Annotated in this window: 14 protein-coding genes; 11 read left to right on the top strand and 3 right to left on the bottom strand. The window is 71.7% G+C overall.

What is annotated here, in order from left to right:
- The first annotated feature begins 60 nt into the window (after positions 1-60).
- The 7 genes from shc (at position 61) to ACOBQB_RS03605 (ending at position 8,016) form a co-directional block, all read left to right on the top strand.
- A complete protein-coding gene (gene shc / locus ACOBQB_RS03635; RefSeq protein WP_423588719.1) occupies positions 61-2,073 on the top strand; it encodes a squalene--hopene cyclase in 2,013 nt (670 codons plus the stop codon).
- Positions 2,073-2,726 (top strand): 1-hydroxy-2-methyl-2-butenyl 4-diphosphate reductase, encoded by a 654-nt coding sequence (locus ACOBQB_RS03630; protein ID WP_423588717.1) that lies wholly within the window; start codon positions 2,073-2,075, stop codon positions 2,724-2,726. The genes shc and ACOBQB_RS03630 overlap by 1 nt, the downstream gene beginning before the upstream one ends.
- A gap of 5 nt (positions 2,727-2,731) precedes the next feature.
- Positions 2,732-3,754, top strand: a complete 1,023-nt coding sequence (gene hpnH, locus ACOBQB_RS03625) for an adenosyl-hopene transferase HpnH (protein WP_423588715.1) — start codon at positions 2,732-2,734, stop codon at positions 3,752-3,754.
- Between the two features lie 65 nt (positions 3,755-3,819).
- Positions 3,820-5,739 (top strand): 1-deoxy-D-xylulose-5-phosphate synthase, encoded by a 1,920-nt coding sequence (dxs, locus tag ACOBQB_RS03620; protein WP_423588714.1) that lies wholly within the window; start codon positions 3,820-3,822, stop codon positions 5,737-5,739.
- Complete coding sequence (locus ACOBQB_RS03615; RefSeq protein ID WP_423588712.1) at positions 5,736-7,121, top strand: aspartate aminotransferase family protein; 1,386 nt, start codon at positions 5,736-5,738, stop codon at positions 7,119-7,121. The genes dxs and ACOBQB_RS03615 overlap by 4 nt, the downstream gene beginning before the upstream one ends.
- A 98-nt stretch (positions 7,122-7,219) precedes the next feature.
- Positions 7,220-7,846, top strand: coding sequence for a helix-turn-helix domain-containing protein (locus ACOBQB_RS03610; RefSeq protein WP_423588711.1), 627 nt, complete (start codon positions 7,220-7,222; stop codon positions 7,844-7,846).
- Between the two features lie 53 nt (positions 7,847-7,899).
- On the top strand, positions 7,900-8,016 hold the full coding sequence (locus ACOBQB_RS03605; RefSeq protein WP_037896943.1) for a DUF6126 family protein: 117 nt from the start codon (positions 7,900-7,902) through the stop codon (positions 8,014-8,016).
- A gap of 18 nt (positions 8,017-8,034) precedes the next feature.
- Here ACOBQB_RS03605 and ACOBQB_RS03600 read toward each other — a convergent pair whose 3' ends face one another.
- Complete coding sequence (locus ACOBQB_RS03600) at positions 8,035-8,868, bottom strand: tyrosine-protein phosphatase (protein WP_423588710.1); 834 nt, start codon at positions 8,866-8,868, stop codon at positions 8,035-8,037.
- A 181-nt stretch (positions 8,869-9,049) separates the two neighbouring features.
- Between ACOBQB_RS03600 and ACOBQB_RS03595 the strand changes: the two genes are divergently transcribed.
- Together ACOBQB_RS03595 and ACOBQB_RS03590 are read left to right on the top strand one after the other, a co-directional pair.
- The gene (locus ACOBQB_RS03595; protein ID WP_423588709.1) at positions 9,050-11,176 is read left to right on the top strand and encodes an alpha-galactosidase; all 2,127 of its coding nucleotides are present in this window, start codon (positions 9,050-9,052) and stop codon (positions 11,174-11,176) included.
- Between the two features lie 78 nt (positions 11,177-11,254).
- A complete protein-coding gene (locus tag ACOBQB_RS03590; protein WP_423588707.1) occupies positions 11,255-12,061 on the top strand; it encodes an SGNH/GDSL hydrolase family protein in 807 nt (268 codons plus the stop codon).
- 108 nt (positions 12,062-12,169) lie between these two features.
- Here ACOBQB_RS03590 and ACOBQB_RS03585 read toward each other — a convergent pair whose 3' ends face one another.
- Together ACOBQB_RS03585 and ACOBQB_RS03580 are read right to left on the bottom strand one after the other, a co-directional pair.
- On the bottom strand, positions 12,170-12,742 hold the full coding sequence (locus ACOBQB_RS03585; protein ID WP_423590362.1) for a TetR/AcrR family transcriptional regulator: 573 nt from the start codon (positions 12,740-12,742) through the stop codon (positions 12,170-12,172).
- 90 nt (positions 12,743-12,832) lie between these two features.
- Positions 12,833-13,411 carry a carboxymuconolactone decarboxylase family protein gene (locus ACOBQB_RS03580; protein WP_423588705.1) on the bottom strand — a complete coding sequence of 193 codons (579 nt, stop codon included), beginning with the start codon at positions 13,409-13,411 and terminating at the stop codon, positions 12,833-12,835.
- Between the two features lie 197 nt (positions 13,412-13,608).
- Between ACOBQB_RS03580 and ACOBQB_RS03575 the strand changes: the two genes are divergently transcribed.
- Positions 13,609-14,808 (top strand): MBL fold metallo-hydrolase, encoded by a 1,200-nt coding sequence (locus ACOBQB_RS03575; protein WP_423588704.1) that lies wholly within the window; start codon positions 13,609-13,611, stop codon positions 14,806-14,808.
- Between the two features lie 390 nt (positions 14,809-15,198).
- The gene (locus tag ACOBQB_RS03570) at positions 15,199-16,968 is read left to right on the top strand and encodes an ATP-binding protein (protein WP_423588702.1); all 1,770 of its coding nucleotides are present in this window, start codon (positions 15,199-15,201) and stop codon (positions 16,966-16,968) included.
- Positions 16,969-16,998 lie beyond the last annotated feature (30 nt).

Here is a 16,998-nt window from a genome sequence, read left to right as displayed (position 1 = left end):
CCAGCGCGTCGGCCGACGGCGGACCCAGAGCAGAGGAACCGACTGCACGAAGGGGAAGCCATGACAGCGACGACCGACGGAAGCACCGGAGCGGTGACGCCCCGCGCAACCTCGGCCAGCCGGCCCACCGCCACAACTGCCACGACCGCCGCGGCGACAGGTACCCGTGACCTCGCCGCGCGCGCCATACAACGCTCCACCGACTTCCTGCTCTCCCGGCAGGACGCCGAAGGATGGTGGAAGGGCGACCTCGAAACGAACGTGACGATGGACGCCGAGGACCTCCTCCTGCGGCAGTTCCTCGGCATCGGGGACGAGGAGACCACCCGCGCCGCGGCGCTCTTCATCCGCGGCGAACAGCGCGAGGACGGCACCTGGGCCACGTTCTTCGGCGGCCCCGGCGAACTCTCCACCACCATCGAGGCGTACGTCGCGCTGCGCCTGGCCGGGGACCGGCCCGACGAGCCGCACATGGCGAAGGCCGCCGCCTGGGTCCGGGAGCAGGGCGGCATCGCCGCGAGCCGGGTCTTCACCCGCATCTGGCTCGCCCTGTTCGGCTGGTGGAAGTGGGACGACCTGCCCGAACTCCCGCCGGAACTCATCTACTTCCCGAAGTGGGTCCCGCTCAACATCTACGACTTCGGCTGCTGGGCCCGGCAGACCATAGTGCCCCTCACCATCGTCTCCGCGAAGCGTCCCGTGCGCCCCGCGCCCTTTCCGCTGGACGAGCTGCACCGGGACGCCGACGATCCGAACCCGGCCAAACCGTCGGCACCGGTGGCGAGTTGGGACGGAATCTTCCAGCGGCTCGACAAGGCGCTGCACGCCTATCACAAGGTCGCGCCCCGCAGGCTGCGCAAGGCCGCGATGAACAGCGCCGCCCGCTGGATCATCGAGCGGCAGGAGAACGACGGCTGCTGGGGCGGCATCCAGCCGCCCGCCGTCTACTCCGTCATCGCCCTGCACCTGCTCGGCTACGACCTCGGCCATCCGATCCTCAAGGCCGGGCTCGCCTCCCTCGACCGGTTCGCCGTGTGGCGTGAGGACGGCGCCCGGATGATCGAGGCCTGCCAGTCGCCCGTGTGGGACACCTGCCTGGCCACCATCGCCCTCGCGGACGCCGGACTGCCCGCCGACCACCCGCAGTTGGTCAAGGCCGCCGACTGGATGCTGGGCGAGCAGGTCGTGCGGCCCGGCGACTGGTCGGTGCGCAGGCCCGAACTGACCCCGGGCGGCTGGGCATTTGAGTTCCACAACGACAACTACCCCGACATCGACGACACCGCGGAGGTCGCCCTCGCGCTGCGCCGGGTCGCGCACCCGGACCAGGAGCGCGTGGAGAAGGCGATCGAGCGCGGGGTGCGCTGGAACCTCGGCATGCAGTCGAAGAACGGCGCCTGGGGCGCCTTCGACGTCGACAACACCAGTCCGTTCCCCAACCGGCTGCCGTTCTGCGACTTCGGCGAGGTCATCGACCCGCCGTCCGCCGACGTCACCGGGCACGTCGTGGAGATGCTCGCCGTCGAGGGCAGGTCCCACGACCCGCGCACCCGGCGCGGCATCGCGTGGCTGCTCGCCGAACAGGAGCCGAACGGCGCCTGGTTCGGGCGCTGGGGCGTCAACTACCTGTACGGCACAGGATCGGTGGTGCCCGCGCTGATCACGGCCGGGCTGCCGACCGCCCACCCCGCGATCCGCCGCGCCGTGCGCTGGCTGGAGTCCGTACAGAACGACGACGGCGGCTGGGGCGAGGACCTGCGCTCCTACCGCGACCGCGGCTGGGTCGGGCACGGCACCTCGACGGCGTCGCAGACCGCGTGGGCGCTGCTCGCCCTCCTCTCGGCGGGGGAGCGCGAGGCCGCGTCGGTGGAGCGGGGCGTGGAGTGGCTGGCCCGGACACAGGCCGAGGACGGCTCCTGGGACGAGCCGTACTTCACCGGCACCGGCTTCCCCTGGGACTTCTCCATCAACTACCACCTCTACCGGCAGGTGTTCCCGCTCACCGCGCTCGGCAGATACGTCAACGGGGAACCCTTCGCGGGCGGCTCCGCTCACTTCACCAAGGGGAGCTGATGGGCACGGCCCCGGCTCGCCCGCCGGGCCCCGCACCGCTGCTGATCGCCTGCGCGCTCGGCATCGAGCGCCTCGCCCTGCGCACCGGCGACCGCAGCGGGGCGCCGGGAGCCATGACGGTACTGCGCACCGGAATGGGCCCCCAGAACGCCGAGCGCGCCATCAGCGGGGCGCTCGGCACCGAGCCGCTGCGGGACGCGGCCGTCCTCGCGACCGGGTTCTGCGCCGGGCTCGCCCCCGGCATGCACCCCGGCGACCTCGTCGTCGCCGAGGAGACCAGGGACGGGCGGGGCAGCACCCCTTGCACGGGAACCGGACTGCTGGTCGAGGAACTGGTGCGGGCGCTGCCCGGACGTACCGTGCACACCGGCCCGCTCACCGGCTCCGACCACGTCGTCCGCGGCCCCGAGCGCGGCGCGCTGCTGGCCACCGGCGCCATCGCCGTGGACATGGAGTCCGCCGCGACGCTGCACAGCGCGGCGCGCGCCGGGCACCGGCCCGTTGCCGCCGTCCGAGTGGTCGTGGACGCCCCGCAGCACGAACTGGTCCGCATCGGCACGGTGCGCGGTGGAATATCAGCGTTCCGCGTTCTCCGTGCCGTACTTCCCGCGTTTTTCGAATGGCACCGTTCTTCTTTGCTTCCCCGGAGGTGAGCCAGATGGCCATGCCGCTGCGCCAGACCGTCAAAGTCGCTACGTATCTCTTTGAACAGAAGCTCCGCAAACGCGACAAGTTCCCGCTGATCGTCGAGTTGGAACCGCTCTACGCGTGCAATCTCAAATGCGAGGGCTGTGGAAAGATCCAGCACCCGGCCGGGGTGCTCAAGCAGCGCATGCCGGTGGCCCAGGCCGTGGGCGCCGTTCTGGAATCCGGTGCCCCGATGGTGTCCATCGCCGGCGGTGAGCCGTTGATGCACCCTCATATCGATGAGATCGTGCGGCAGTTGGTGGCGAAGAAGAAGTACGTCTTCCTTTGCACCAATGCCATGCTGCTGCGCAAGAAGATGGACAAGTTCAGCCCTTCGCCGTACTTCGCGTTCGCTGTGCACATCGACGGCATGCGGGAGCGGCACGACGAGTCCGTGGCCAAGGAGGGGGTGTTCGACGAGGCGGTGGAAGCCATCAAGGAGGCCAAGAAGCGCGGCTTCCGTGTCACCACCAACTCGACGTTCTTCAACACGGACACCCCGCAGACCATCATCGAGGTCCTGAACTTCCTCAACGACGAGCTCCAGGTCGACGAGATGATGCTCTCGCCCGCCTACGCCTATGAGAAGGCGCCCGACCAGGAGCACTTCCTGGGCGTCGAGCAGACCCGCGAGCTCTTCAGGAAGGCCTTCGCGGGCGGCAACCGGCGCCGCTGGCGGCTCAACCACTCGCCGCTCTTCCTGGACTTCCTGGAGGGCAAGGCTGACTTCCCGTGCACCGCGTGGGCGATCCCGAACTACTCGCTCTTCGGCTGGCAGCGCCCCTGCTATCTGATGAGCGACGGCTACGTCCCGACGTACCGGCAGCTCATCGAGGACACCGACTGGAACAAGTACGGCCGCGGCAAGGACCCGCGCTGCGCCAACTGCATGGCCCACTGCGGCTACGAACCGACCGCCGTCCTCGCGACGATGGGATCCCTCAAGGAGTCCCTCCGCGCCGCCCGCGAGACGGTCTCGGGAAACCGCGGGTGACGCCCGACGCCACCGTGAGCTGAGAAGAACAGAGAGGCTGAGAAGAACAGAGAGGGGGCCCGAGCATGACCATTCTCGACACCATTCGGGGGCCGCGCGACCTGAAGGCGCTGACCGAAACCGGGCTCGGCGAACTGGCCGAGGAGATCCGGGAGTTCCTGGTGCACGCGGTCGCCAGGACGGGCGGCCACCTCGGGCCCAACCTGGGGGTGGTGGAGCTCTCCATCGCCCTCCACCGGGTCTTCGAGTCGCCCGTCGACCGTCTCGTGTGGGACACCGGCCACCAGACCTACGTGCACAAGCTGCTGACCGGGCGTCAGGACTTCTCCAAGCTGCGCGGCAAGGGCGGTCTCTCGGGCTACCCCTCGCGGGAGGAGTCCGAGCACGACATCGTCGAGAACAGCCACGCGTCGACCGCGCTCGGCTGGGCGGACGGCCTCGCCAAGGCACGCCAGGTGCGCGGCGAGCGGGGGCACGTGGTCGCCGTCATCGGGGACGGCGCGCTCACCGGCGGCATGGCGTGGGAGGCGCTGAACAACATCGCCGCCGCGAAGGACCGGCCGCTGATCATCGTCGTGAACGACAACGAACGCTCCTACGCCCCGACCATCGGCGGCCTCGCCGACCACCTCGCGACGCTGCGCACCACCGACGGCTACGAGCGCTTCCTCGCCTGGGGCAAGGACATGCTCCAGCGCACCCCCGTCGTCGGACAGCCGCTCTACGAGTCCCTGCACGGCGCCAAGAAGGGGTTCAAGGACGCCTTCGCCCCGCAGGGCATGTTCGAGGACCTCGGGCTCAAATACGTGGGGCCCATCGACGGGCACGACATAGGCGCCGTCGAGTCGGCGCTGCGCCGGGCGAAACGCTTCCACGGGCCCGTCCTCGTCCACTGCCTCACCGAGAAGGGGCGTGGTTACGAGCCCGCGCTCGCGGACGACGCCGACCGCTTCCATACCGTCGGCAGCATGGACCCGCTCACTTGCGAACCCCTCGCGCCCCCCAACGGTCCGTCCTGGACCTCGGTGTTCGGCGACGAGATCGTCCGCATCGGCGCCGAGCGCGAGGACGTCGTCGCCATCACCGCCGCCATGCTGGAGCCGGTCGGCCTGAAGAAGTTCGCCGAGGCCTACCCCGACCGCGTGTGGGACGTCGGCATCGCCGAGCAGCACGCGGCGGTGTCCGCGGCGGGGCTCGCCACCGGCGGCCTCCACCCGGTCGTGGCCGTGTACGCCACCTTCCTCAACCGCGCCTTCGACCAGCTCCTGATGGACGTCGCGCTGCACCGGGGCGGGGTCACCTTCGTCCTCGACCGGGCGGGCGTCACGGGCGTCGACGGGGCGTCGCACAACGGCATGTGGGACCTGTCGATACTCCAGGTCGTGCCCGGCCTGCGGATCGCCGCGCCCCGCGACGCCGACCAGCTGCGGGCGCAGCTGCGGGAGGCCGTCGCGGTGGACGACGCGCCGACGCTGCTCCGGTTCCCCAAGGAGTCCGTGGGCCCCGCGATCCCCGCGCTCGACCGGATCGGCGGCATGGACGTGCTGCTCCGGGACGCCGACGCCCCCGACGCCGACGTGCTGCTCGTCGCGGTCGGGGTGATGGCGCCGGTCTGCCTCCAGGCCGCCGAGCTCCTCCGGGCGCGCGGCCTGCGCTGCGCCGTCGTCGACCCGCGCTGGGTCAAGCCGGTCGACGCGGAGCTGCCCGGCCTCGCCGCGCGGCACCGCGTCGTGGCGGTCGTCGAGGACAACAGCCGGGCCGCCGGGGTGGGCGCCGCCGTCGAGCTGGCACTCGGCGACGCCGAAGTCGACGTACCCGTAAGGCGGTTCGGCATTCCGGAGCAGTTCCTCGCGCACGCCAAGCGGGGCGAGGTCCTCGCCGATCTCGGGCTCACGCCGGTCGAGATCGCGGGACGGATCAGCGCCACACTGGCGGTCAAGGAGAGCGCCGGGGAGCAGGGTCCAGGCAAGGAGCACAGCGCATGACCAAGGAGTTCGACCTCGGCCGCCTTCTCGCCGAGCGGGGCGCCGAGCGGTACGAGCTGCACGCCCGGCACCTCAACCACCAGCTGCCGCGCATGCTGCACACCATCGGCTTCGACAAGGTCTACGAGCGGGCCGAGGGCGCGTACTTCTGGGACACGGACGGCAACGACTACCTCGACATGCTGGCGGGCTTCGGCGTGATGGGCCTCGGCCGGCACCACCCCGTCGTCCGCAAGGCGCTGCACGACGTCCTGGACGCCTCCCTAGCCGACCTCACCCGCTTCGACTGCCAGCCACTGCCCGGCCTGCTCGCCGAGCAACTGCTGCGGCACAGCTCGCACTTGGACCGGGTGTTCTTCGGCAACAGCGGTACGGAGGCCGTCGAGACCGCCCTGAAGTTCGCCCGGTACGCGACGGGCAGGCCAAGGGTGCTGTACTGCGCGCACGCCTTCCACGGGCTGACCACCGGGTCGCTCTCCGTCAACGGCGAGAGCGGCTTCCGGGACGGCTTCGCACCGCTGCTGCCCGACACGGCGGTGCCCCTCGGTGATCTGGACGCACTGCGCGCGGAGTTGGCGAAGGGGGACGTCGCCGGGCTGATCGTCGAACCCATCCAGGGCAAGGGCGTCCACGAGCCGCCGCCCGGATACCTGCGCGCCGCCCAGGAGTTGCTGCACCGGCACAAGGCGCTGCTGATCGCCGACGAGGTGCAGACGGGCCTCGGCAGGACCGGCGCCTTCTACGCCTACCAGCACGAGGAGGGCGTCGAGCCGGACCTCGTCTGCGTCGCGAAGGCGCTGTCGGGCGGCTATGTGCCGGTCGGCGCCACCCTCGGCAAGGACTGGATCTTCAAGAAGGTCTACTCGTCGATGGACCGCGTCCTCGTCCACTCGGCGAGCTTCGGATCCAACGCGCAGGCCATGGCGGCCGGCCTCGCCGTCCTCGCCGTCATGGAGGACGAGAAGGTCGTCGAGAACGCCCGGACGACGGGCGAGCTGCTGAGGTCCCGCCTCGCCGCGCTGGTCGACCGCTATGAGCTGCTGAGCGAGGTGCGCGGCCGCGGCCTGATGGTCGGCATCGAGTTCGGGCGGCCCAAGTCCCTGAAGCTGCGCGGGCGTTGGTCGATGCTGCAAGCCGCCCGCAAGGGGCTCTTCGCGCAGATGGTCGTCGTACCGCTCCTCCAGAAGCACCGCATCCTCACCCAGGTCTCCGGGGACCACCTGGAAGTCATCAAGCTGATCCCGCCGCTGATCGTGGGGGAGCGGGAGGTGGACCGCTTCGTCGGGGCGTTCACCGCCGTCATGGACGAGGCGCACAGCGGCGGCGGGCTGATGTGGGACTTCGGCAAGACGCTGGTGAAGCAGGCGGTCGCCAACCGCTGAGCACCTGCCAGGCAGGGCTTCTGGCTCTGCTTCCGTCTCGCTTTTGCCTCTCAGGCAAGAAAGTTGCCCGAGAGGTAAGGCTCTGGCTCAATCGGTGCATGAGCCCTGCCGAGCCCGTCGAGCCGCCGGAGGCGGCCGAAGCGCTGCCCGCCGTCGCGCCCCAGCTGCGTGAGCTGCGCCGCCGCGCCTCCCTCACCCTGGAGACCGCCGCACGCACCGCGGGGCTCTCGCCCGCCCACCTGTCCCGCCTGGAGACCGGACAGCGCCAGCCTTCGCTGCCGATGCTGCTCGCCCTCGCACGGGTCTACGGTACGACGGTCTCCGAGCTGCTCGGGGAGACGGTCGCCGACCGGGACGCGGTCGTCCGCGCCGCGGACATGGAGCCGACCCGGGCGGGCGGCTGGACGTACTGGCAGGCGGGCGCCCCGGGACGCGGCATGCAGGCGCTGCGCGTGCACGTCCCCTACGGGGCGCAGGGCGACATCGTGCGCGTCCACCCCGGCGAGGAGTGGCTGTACGTCATCGAGGGGCGGCTGCGGCTGCGCCTCGGCGACACCGCGCACACGCTCGCGCCCGGGGACAGCGCGCACTTCGACTCGCTGACCCCGCACCGGATCGCCGCCGCCGACCGGGGCGGCGCCGACCTTCTCTTCGTCCATACGTTGCTGCAGAGCCCCGCCACCGCGCTGTGCCTCGGCGGCCCCAGCCAGGGAGAACCGACATGACCGCATCCGAGCCGCAGGGACCCGCCCGACCGGAGCGGCCCGCCAAGAACACGATGGAGGAGAAGTTCCCGCGGGCGCTCTGGGTCCGGCTGATCATCTATGTGGCGGTCGGCCACCTCTTCGCGGCCTTCATCTATCTGCTGTTCGAACTGGGCGCACAGAACAAGTGACGGGCCGCGTCAGGCGCTTCAGTCGAGGAGGCGCTCGCGCAGCCGCTCACGCGTCCGAGGGGCCACCTTGAGGCCCTCCGAAAGGTACGTGTCCGTGTCGCCCCACGTCTGCTCGATCGTCTCGAAGGCCGCCGCCAGGTACTCGGCGCGGGCGTCGAAGAGCGGGTTGAGCAGCTCCATGACCTCGGGGGACATGGCGTTCGCGGAGTCGCTCGTGCGGTGCACCTTGTAGCGGCGGTGCGCCGCGTTCGACTCCAGGTAGTCCGCCTCGATGGCGTCGCGCTCGACGCCCACGGCGAGCAGCGTGACCGCGATCGACAGGCCCGCGCGGTCCTTGCCCGCCGCACAGTGCATCAGCGCCGGCACGCTGTCCTCGGCGAGCGCGTGCAGCACCCGGCTGTGCTCGGCCGTGCGCTCCTTGATGATCGTGCGGTACGAGGACGACATGCGGCCGGCGGCCTGGCCGTCGGACAGGACCGCGCGCAGCTGGTCGAGATCGCCGTCGCGGACCATCTTCCAGAACTCGGCGCCGTCGGCCGGGTCGGTCAGCGGCAGGTTCACGTTGCGCACACCGGGCAGCGCGACGTCCGGGCCTTCGAGGCGCTGGTCGGCGGCGTTGCGGAAGTCGAAGACCGTGTGCAGGCCCAGAGACGTCAGGAACGCCGCGTCCTCGGCGGTGGCGTGCGCCAGGTGACCGCTGCGGAAGAGCCGCCCCGGGCGGACGCGGCGGCCGTCCACGGTCGGCAGCCCGCCCACGTCGCGGAAGTTGCGCACCCCGGTCAGCCGGGGCTCTGACAGCACGGTCGGCTCTGACCGCTCCGACAGCTCTGTCGGTGGGACCTGCTGGGTCACGGGCTCTCCTCTGCCTCTGCTGCCGGCGCGGCTCGCCGGTGGATGCGCCTTCGACGATACGACACGGCTGCCTGGGGCAATCACCCCCGCGTGGACGTTGCCCGATCGACGGAGCGACCGCGAAAATGTGCGTACACGCGCGTGCTTGTGCGTATCCCGGGACCGGTTCTGTGGGGGTTTGATGATCGAGGTCGGCGCCGACGGTCGTACGTGGCTGTTGTCGGGCCCCACCAGCAGTTACGCCCTCCGGCTCACGGACCGGGACGAGCTGCTCCACCTGTACTGGGGCGCGCGGATCGCCCTGGCCGACGCCGAGGCCCTGGCGGCCGAGCCGCCGCCCCCGGAGCGGGGCTTCGAGTCACCGCTCGACGGGCGTGAGGAGTACCCCGTCGAGGGCGGCCCCCGCTTCGTGCGGCCCGCGCTCTCCGTCCGCGACGACACGGTCTGCGGCACGGAGTGGCACCACACCAAGTCTGCGGTGGACGGTGACGCGCTCCAAGTCCACTTCCGCGACCCGGTGCACCTCCTGCGGATCACCCTCACCTACCGGCTGCGCGGTGACGTCGTCGAACGGTCGGCCCTGTTCGTCCATGAAGGCGACCACCAGGGCGGCCATGGCATAGGGACGCTGGAAGTGCTGCGCGCCGACTCCGCGACCTGGACGCTGCCGCGGCGCGAGCGGTGGCGCCTGTCGCAGCTGCACGGCCGGTGGGCGGCGGAATCACGGCTGGTGCGGTCCGGCATCACGTACGGCGAGAAGGTCATCGGCAGCAGGCGCGGGCACACCGGGCACCAGCATCTGCCCTGGGTCGCGCTCGACGCCGAGGGGGCCACGGAGGAGCACGGGGAGGTCTACAGCTGCGCGCTCGCGTGGTCGGGGTCCTGGCGCATCGCCGTGCACCAACTGCCCGACGGTGCCGTCCAGATCAGCGGCGGAATGGGCCACGACGACTCCGGCGTCACCGTCCTTGAGCCCGGCGCGTCGATCGCCACGCCCGTCTTCGCCGGGCTGTGGAGCCAGGACGGCTTCGGCGGTGCCAGCCGGGCCTGGCACGCCTACCAGCGCGAGCACGTCATCCCGGACGCGGACACCGTACGGCCGGTCCTCTACAACTCCTGGGAGGCCACCGGCTTCGACATCTCCGAGGAGCAGCAGCGGGCGCTCGCCCGCAAGGCCGCGGCGCTCGGCGTCGAGTTGTTCGTCGTCGACGACGCCTGGTTCGGCGGCCGGGTGAGCGACCGGTCGGGGCTCGGCGACTGGACGCCCAACCCGGACCGCTTCCCCGACGGTCTCAAGCCGCTCGCCGACGAGGTGCACGGGCTCGGCATGCGGTTCGGGATCTGGGTGGAGCCCGAGATGGTCAACCCCGACAGCGACCTCTACCGCGCCCACCCCGACTGGGTGCAGCACCAACCGGGCCGCGGCCGGGCGGAGTTCCGCAACCAGCTGGTCCTCGACCTCTCGCGTGAGGACGTGCGCGCGTACCTGTGGGACCGGCTCGACGGGCTCCTCTCCGGCGCGCCCATCGACTTCGTCAAGTGGGACTTCAACCGCAGCTTCACCGACGCGGGCCGGCCGGGTGCGGCGGGGTGCGAGCTGTGGTGGGCCCATGGAGAGCAGCTGTACGACCTGCTGGACCGGCTGCGCGCCGCGCACCCCACCGTGGCCTTCGAGTCCTGCTCCGGCGGCGGCGGCCGGGTCGACCTCGGCATTCTCTCCCGCACCGACCAGGTGTGGACCTCCGACAACACCGACCCACTGGACCGGCTCGCCATCCAGCACGGCTTCAGCCAGCTGCACCCGGCGCGCGTGATGGCAGCGTGGGTCACCGACAGCCCCAACAGGCAGCTCAACGGCCGCGTCAGCTCGCTGCGCTTCCGGTTCGTGAGCGCCATGGCCGGGGTGCTCGGCATCGGCGGGGACCTCGCCCGGTGGAGCGAGAGTGAGCTCGCCGAAGCGCGTGAGTGGGTGGATCTCTACAAGGAGATCCGGCCCGTCGTGCAGCTCGGCGACCTCTACCGGCTGTGCCCGCCGGAGGGTGGTCTCAGCGCCGTCCAGTACGTGCGCGGAGACGAGGCCGTGGTCCTCGCGTGGCTCCAGGCGCAGGCGTACGGGGAGGAGCCGGCGCCGGTACGGTTGCGCGGGCTCGATCCGGCGGCGTCGTATACGTGCCAGGACACGGGGGAGACGTACCGGGGTGCGGTGCTGATGCGGCGCGGGCTGCGAACCGGGCTCACGGGGGATCTGGACGCGGGGGTGTTCCGGCTGCGCCGGTCGGTGCTTATTCCGTCTTTGAATGAATCTTGACCGGTGGCTTATCTCACGCTCCGTCAACCCCTCCCTACGGTGGCGTAGGTCACTTAGAGAGGTGAAGGATGTGACGTCGTGAGCGCAGAGTCGACAACCTTCAGCAAACACCCCATCAACAACGGCGTATTCAACTCCTACGCAGCGGTCGGCGACAGCTTCACCGAAGGCGTGGGTGACCCGGGCCCCGACGGCACGTTCGTCGGGTGGGCCGATCGCCTCGCCGTCCTGCTGGACGACCGGGTACCCGAGCACACCTTCCGGTACGCCAACCTCGCCGTGCGCGGCAAGCTCCTCGACCAGATCGTCGCGGACCAGGTGCCGCGCGCCAAGGAGCTGGCCCCCGACCTCGTGACCTTCTGCGCGGGTGGCAACGACATCATCCGTCCCGGCACCGACCCCGACGAGCTGGCGGAGCGCTTCGAGCGGGCCGTCGCCGACCTCTCGTCGACCGTCGGCACGGTCATGGTGACCACCGGGTTCGACACCCGGGGCATCGCCGTCCTCAAACATCTGCGCGGCAAGATCGCCACGTACAACATGCATGTGCGCGCGGTCGCCGACCGCTATGGCTGCCCCGTGCTCGACCTGTGGTCCCTCAAGACCGTGCAGGACCGCCGGGCCTGGGACGGCGACCGGCTGCATCTGTCCGCCGAGGGGCACACGCGGGTGGCGCTGCGTGCCGCGCAGGTGCTCGGTCTTGAGGTGCCGGCCGATCCGGACCAGGCGTGGCCGCCGCTGCCGCCTCGCGGTGCGTTGGACTTGCGGCGGGACGACATTCACTGGGCGCGGGAGTATCTGGTGCCGTGGATCGGGCGGCGTATCCGGGGGGAGAGCTCGGGGGATCACGTGGAGGCCAAGCGGCCGGATCTCTTGCCGCTTTAGCGCTCCGCTGGGTGGCCGGGGGGTGAGGGGTGGGTGGGGGTAGGGCTTGGTGGGGCGCTGCGGGTTGGGGGTGGTCGGTGCGCAGGTCCTCGCGGGTCTTGGGGGCGGCTACGCCGTTGTCAGTTGGGCGGGGTTGAGGCCCAGTTCTCGGGCCAGGGCCTCGTCCGTCCATCTGCGGGCCTGGGCGCGGGGGAGCGCGCCCTCGTATGCCGTCATCTGGACGGCCAGACCGTCCAGGAGCGCGGTGAGGCGCAGGGCCGCCCCCGCGGGGTCCGGGCAGTGGAACTCGCCCGCGGCCGAGCCCTCGGCGATGACCGCTGCCAGCGCCGTCTTCCACTGGCGGTCGAGGTCACGGGTCACCGCGCGTAGCGTCGGCTCCCGCAGGGCCGCGGACCAGCCCTCTATCCACAGCCGCCAGCCCTTGGCCTGCGCCGTAGGCGCGTACCACCGCACGGCCGCGCGCAGCCGCCGCAGTGCCGAAGTGCGGCGGCCCAGCAGCTTGCGCAGCCGGGTCAGATCGCGCCGCGCGGCGTGCTCGAAGGCCGCGGCGACGAGCTTCTCCTTGGACGAGAAGTGGTACAGCACCAGCGCGTTGCTCACCCCGAGGGCGGCCGCGACGTCCGCGATCCGCACGGCCGCCAGGCCCCGCCGCTCGATCTGTTCGACGGTCGCGACGAGCATCTCCGCCCGCCGCTCCGCCACGCTCAACCGCACCCCAGTCACGCGCTGAACCCTACCCAGGCCCACCGACAGTGCCCGAACCCCACGGGCTCACTCGGCATCGGCACGCGGCAGGTCGCGCGCATCGCGCAGATCGCACGAGTCCTTGAAGCCCTGGCTGGTCAGGCCCAGGGCCGAGTTGAAGCGGGAGCGGTAGTTCTCCACGGCGACCATCGCGGTCAGTTCGACGAAGGCGGGCTCGCCGAGGCGGTCGCGCAGCCGGCCGGCGAGGGCGTCGTCGACGGTGGGCGGGTTCGCGGTCACCGCCTCCGCGTACTCCATCACGTCCCGCTCCAGCGGGGTGTAGGCGTCGCTGTCCCGCCAGACGGGCACCTCCCGCAGCTTCCGGGCGTCCATGCCGCGCGTGTGCGACGTCCAGAACCCGAAGTCCATGCACCACGAGCAGCCGATCGAGGCGGCCGACGCCATCACGGCGAGTTCCTTGAGGCCGGTGTCCAGCTTGTTCCACTTGGCCACGCCCTGCTCGAAGCGGAGGTACGTCCACAGCGCCCGCGGGTTGTGGGCCATGGCCTTGCCGGGGTCGAGGACCTTGCCGTAGGTCCGCTTCGAGTACCACTCCATGAGGCGGAAGAAGAGAGTGCGGCGAGGGGCGAGCGAGACGCGGGCCATGAGGGTCACCTCCGGTGTCGTGGTCCGGCGGCGGTCACCGGATCACTCATGGGACGGATCGAGCCTCCGGGAATGTGACATCCGGCCCGTGCCGAGGCGGGCCGGGCACCGGAACCAGCCGGATCGGGCCTCCGGAAATGTGGCGTCGCGTGGCATGGACATAATGGGTAGGCCCAGTCACCCCCTCAGGAGGTCCCGTGTCCCGGTCCCTGATTCCCGGGCTCCGCTCGCTGCGGACCCCCGCCTTCGGAGCGGATCCGGCCGGCGCGCGGCTGGCGCGGATCCGCAGATCGCCGAACTTCTCCGTGGCCGAGGGGTCCTTCCGGAACCCCGAAGGGGCGCGGACCAGATCCTCGGGGTCCACCATGGAGTTCGCCAAGATCTACTTCCGCAAGGAGGAGCGCGTACGCCGTGGCCCGGCCGGCACGGTCCCCGTGCACGCCACCACCCTCGCCGACCTCGCCGGGCCGCCGGCCGACGGGTTGCGCATCACCTGGATGGGGCACTCCAGCGTCCTCGCCGAGATCGACGGCCGGCGCGTGCTCTTCGACCCGGTGTGGGGCGAGCGGTGCTCGCCGTTCTCCTTCGCGGGGCCCAAGCGGCTGCACCCCGTGCCGGTGCCGCTGGCGGCCCTCGGCCCGGTCGACGCAGTGGTCGTCTCGCACGACCACTACGACCACCTGGACATGCCGACGATCAAGGCGCTGGCCGGGACGGGCACGGTGTTCGCCGTGCCGCTCGGCGTCGGCGCCCACCTGGAGCGCTGGGGCGTACCCGCCGACCGGCTCCGCGAGCTGGACTGGCACGAGTCGGCGGAAGTGGCGGGGCTGACCCTCACGGCGACGCCCGCGCGGCACTTCTGCGGCCGCGGCCTGCGCAACCAGCAGCACACGCTCTGGGCCTCCTGGGTGGTCGCCGGGCCCGAGCACCGCGTCTACCACAGCGGGGACACGGGTTACTTCCCCGGCTTCCGCGAGATCGGCGCCGCGCACGGACCGTTCGACGTGACGATGATCCAGATCGGTGCGTACAGCGATTTCTGGCCCGACATCCACATGACGCCCGAGGAGGGCATGCGGACCCACCTCGACCTCCAGGGCGGAATCGCCCAGGGGCTGATGCTGCCGATCCACTGGGGCACGTTCAACCTCGCCCCGCACCCGTGGTCGGAGCCGGGAGAGGGCACCCTCGCCGCGGCGCGCCGCGCGGGCGCCAGGATCGCGCTGCCCTGCCCCGGCGAGCCCTTCGAGCCCGGGGCCCGGAGCGTGCCCGACGCGCCCTGGTGGCGCGGCGTCGCGGTCGTGCCGGACGGCGGCTGGCCCGAGCCGCCCGCGGACAGCGGGCCGCAGGCCACGACGACGGACAGCGGCGACCAGGAGGCGGCGCCCGTCGCCTAGCCCGCCGCCCTCGCAGGAAGACCACAGTGCCCCGGCCGATCCGGCCGGGGCACTGCTGTTCGTAAACGTAGACCCCCGTGGTCCCAGCGGACCCTTGAATCGGACCTGCGTACGAGTCGAATCGGACGGCCGTACGAGGTGTCATACCAGAGCGGGACCCGGCCCCGCTGACTTTGTCAACTGCCCACCGCACATGATGCGCTGGCGACTACCGTGAGTGGTCGTCGGGCGACGCTGCGATCACGGTCCAGGCATGCCATCGCGACCTGTCGGCCGGCACGGCGATGCCGAAACCATGCCGAGAACCATGCCGAGAACTGCCGAAAACCACGCCGCAAAAGGGAGTCGGGCCGCCCGCTGGAGCCCCGTCGCCACGTACCTAGGACGCAGATGTCTCACCTACGCGCACCGGCCGCCCGCGCAGACCGCCGTGAGGGCGGCCGGCACGGCAGGCCCGGGAGCCGCACCGCCACCGCCCCGCCCGAGACGCAGATACGGCCGCAGCTCCTGCGCATCGCGGTGCTGCCCGCCGTCGCCGTCGGGCTGAGCGCCTGCGCGGCCGTGCTCTTCACCCTGCGGACGACCGGGGCCCGGCCCGGCCCCGCCCTGCTCGCCGTCCTCACCGCCGCGGCGCTCGTCGCCCTCACCGGCATCATGATCGCCGCCGTGGCGGCCGACCGCGCCGCCAGGTCCGTACGGGACCGGGTGGGAGCCCTGCGCCGGGCCACCGCGCACGGCCAGAGCGAGCTGCGCGGTGTCGTCGAGCAACTGCGCCGCGGCGACGAGCCACCCGCGCGCGGAACGTGCCCCTCGGCCCGGCCGGACGGCGACGAGTTCGACCAGCTCGCGGCCGAGCTGACCCGCGCCCAGGACACCGCCGTCGACGCCGTCCTACAGGCCGCGCAGCTCTCCAGCCACGCGGGCAGCGAACAGAAGGTAGAGGTCTTCGTCAACCTCGCCCGGCGCCTCCAGTCGCTGGTGCACCGCGAGATCTCCCTGCTCGACGAGTTGGAGAACGACGTCGAGGACCCCGAGCTGCTCAAGGGGCTCTTCCACGTCGACCATCTCGCGACCCGCATCCGCAGGCACGCGGAGAACCTCGCCGTGCTCGGCGGCGCCGTCTCGCGCCGCCAGTGGAGCAGCCCCGTCTCGATGACCGAGGTGATGCGCTCCGCCATCGCCGAGGTCGAGCAGTACTCCCGCGTCAAGCTGGTGCCGCCCGTCGACGGCACCCTGCGCGGGCACGCCGTGGCCGACGTCATCCACCTGCTCGCCGAACTCGTCGAGAACGCCACGGTGTTCTCCGCGCCGCACACCCAGGTCCTGCTGCGCGCCAACCTCGTGACCGCCGGGCTCGCCGTCGAGGTCGAGGACCGAGGCCTCGGCATGCCCCTCGCCGAGCAGAACAAGATGAACCAGCTGCTCGCCGACCCCGACCAGGTCAACGTCGCGAGTCTGCTGCAGGACGGGCGGATCGGCCTCTTCGTGGTCGCCGCGCTCGCCCGGCGGCACGGTGTCGCGGTCCGGCTCCAGGCCAACATCTACGGCGGGGTGCAGGCCGTACTGATCCTGCCCCAGGAACTGCTGGGCGCCCAGCCGCAGGCCGAGCCCGCCGGGCAACGGCTCCCGGCGGCGGAAGCGGTGGCCCCGGGCCCCTGCGAGGGCGTACCGGACGTGTCCGCGGCCCCCGGTCCACCGGCCATGAGCGACGTACAGCATGTTCAGGACGTACGAAGTGGCCATGGTCCCGAGCCACAGACGCACGCCCGGCCGGCCGGAGCACCGCCCCGCCCGCTGCCCGTGCGCGGCGCCCGCGAGGACCGGCCGACGCCCGCCGACGCGGTCCCCGGCATCCGCCCCGAGGACCGGCAGGCCGTGGCCGAGCACGCCGCGGCGCCGCTGACGCCCCTCGGCGGAGCCGTCCGCGGGCGGGTCGGCAAACCCCAGCTCCCCAAGCGGCGCGCGCAGGAGCACATCGCGCCCCAGCTGCGGGACTCCCCGGGGCCGCGTCCCGACAGCGACCACCTCGCCGGCCACGACCCGGGGCTGATGGCCGCGTTCCAGCGCGGCATCGGTCTGGCCCAGGCGCAGGACGCGCGCGACCCCACCGTGCGGGAGAACAGCACCGGCGCCGGTGGCCTCCAGGACGGGAACGGATGACGCCCGATCACCCCCCACCACCTCTGCCCA

This window comes from Streptomyces sp. G5(2025), from assembly GCF_049542075.1.
Classification (GTDB): Bacteria; Actinomycetota; Actinomycetes; order Streptomycetales; family Streptomycetaceae; genus Streptomyces.
Note: the sequence above shows the minus strand (reverse complement) of the source record. Positions and strands in the feature narration are given on the sequence as shown.

What these genes read in the sequence shown, in the direction of transcription:
- shc (WP_423588719.1), top strand. Translation starts at nt 61, where the DNA reads ATGACAGCGACGACCGACGGAAGCACCGGAGCGGTGACGCCCCGCGCA.
- ACOBQB_RS03595 (WP_423588709.1), top strand. Translation starts at nt 9,050, where the DNA reads ATGATCGAGGTCGGCGCCGACGGTCGTACGTGGCTGTTGTCGGGCCCC.
- ACOBQB_RS03585 (WP_423590362.1), bottom strand. Translation starts at nt 12,742, where the DNA reads ATGCTCGTCGCGACCGTCGAACAGATCGAGCGGCGGGGCCTGGCGGCC.
- hpnH (WP_423588715.1), top strand. Translation starts at nt 2,732, where the DNA reads ATGGCCATGCCGCTGCGCCAGACCGTCAAAGTCGCTACGTATCTCTTT.
- ACOBQB_RS03615 (WP_423588712.1), top strand. Translation starts at nt 5,736, where the DNA reads ATGACCAAGGAGTTCGACCTCGGCCGCCTTCTCGCCGAGCGGGGCGCC.
- ACOBQB_RS03570 (WP_423588702.1), top strand. Translation starts at nt 15,199, where the DNA reads ATGTCTCACCTACGCGCACCGGCCGCCCGCGCAGACCGCCGTGAGGGC.
- ACOBQB_RS03580 (WP_423588705.1), bottom strand. Translation starts at nt 13,411, where the DNA reads ATGGCCCGCGTCTCGCTCGCCCCTCGCCGCACTCTCTTCTTCCGCCTC.
- ACOBQB_RS03610 (WP_423588711.1), top strand. Translation starts at nt 7,220, where the DNA reads ATGAGCCCTGCCGAGCCCGTCGAGCCGCCGGAGGCGGCCGAAGCGCTG.
- dxs (WP_423588714.1), top strand. Translation starts at nt 3,820, where the DNA reads ATGACCATTCTCGACACCATTCGGGGGCCGCGCGACCTGAAGGCGCTG.
- ACOBQB_RS03605 (WP_037896943.1), top strand. Translation starts at nt 7,900, where the DNA reads ATGGAGGAGAAGTTCCCGCGGGCGCTCTGGGTCCGGCTGATCATCTAT.
- ACOBQB_RS03630 (WP_423588717.1), top strand. Translation starts at nt 2,073, where the DNA reads ATGGGCACGGCCCCGGCTCGCCCGCCGGGCCCCGCACCGCTGCTGATC.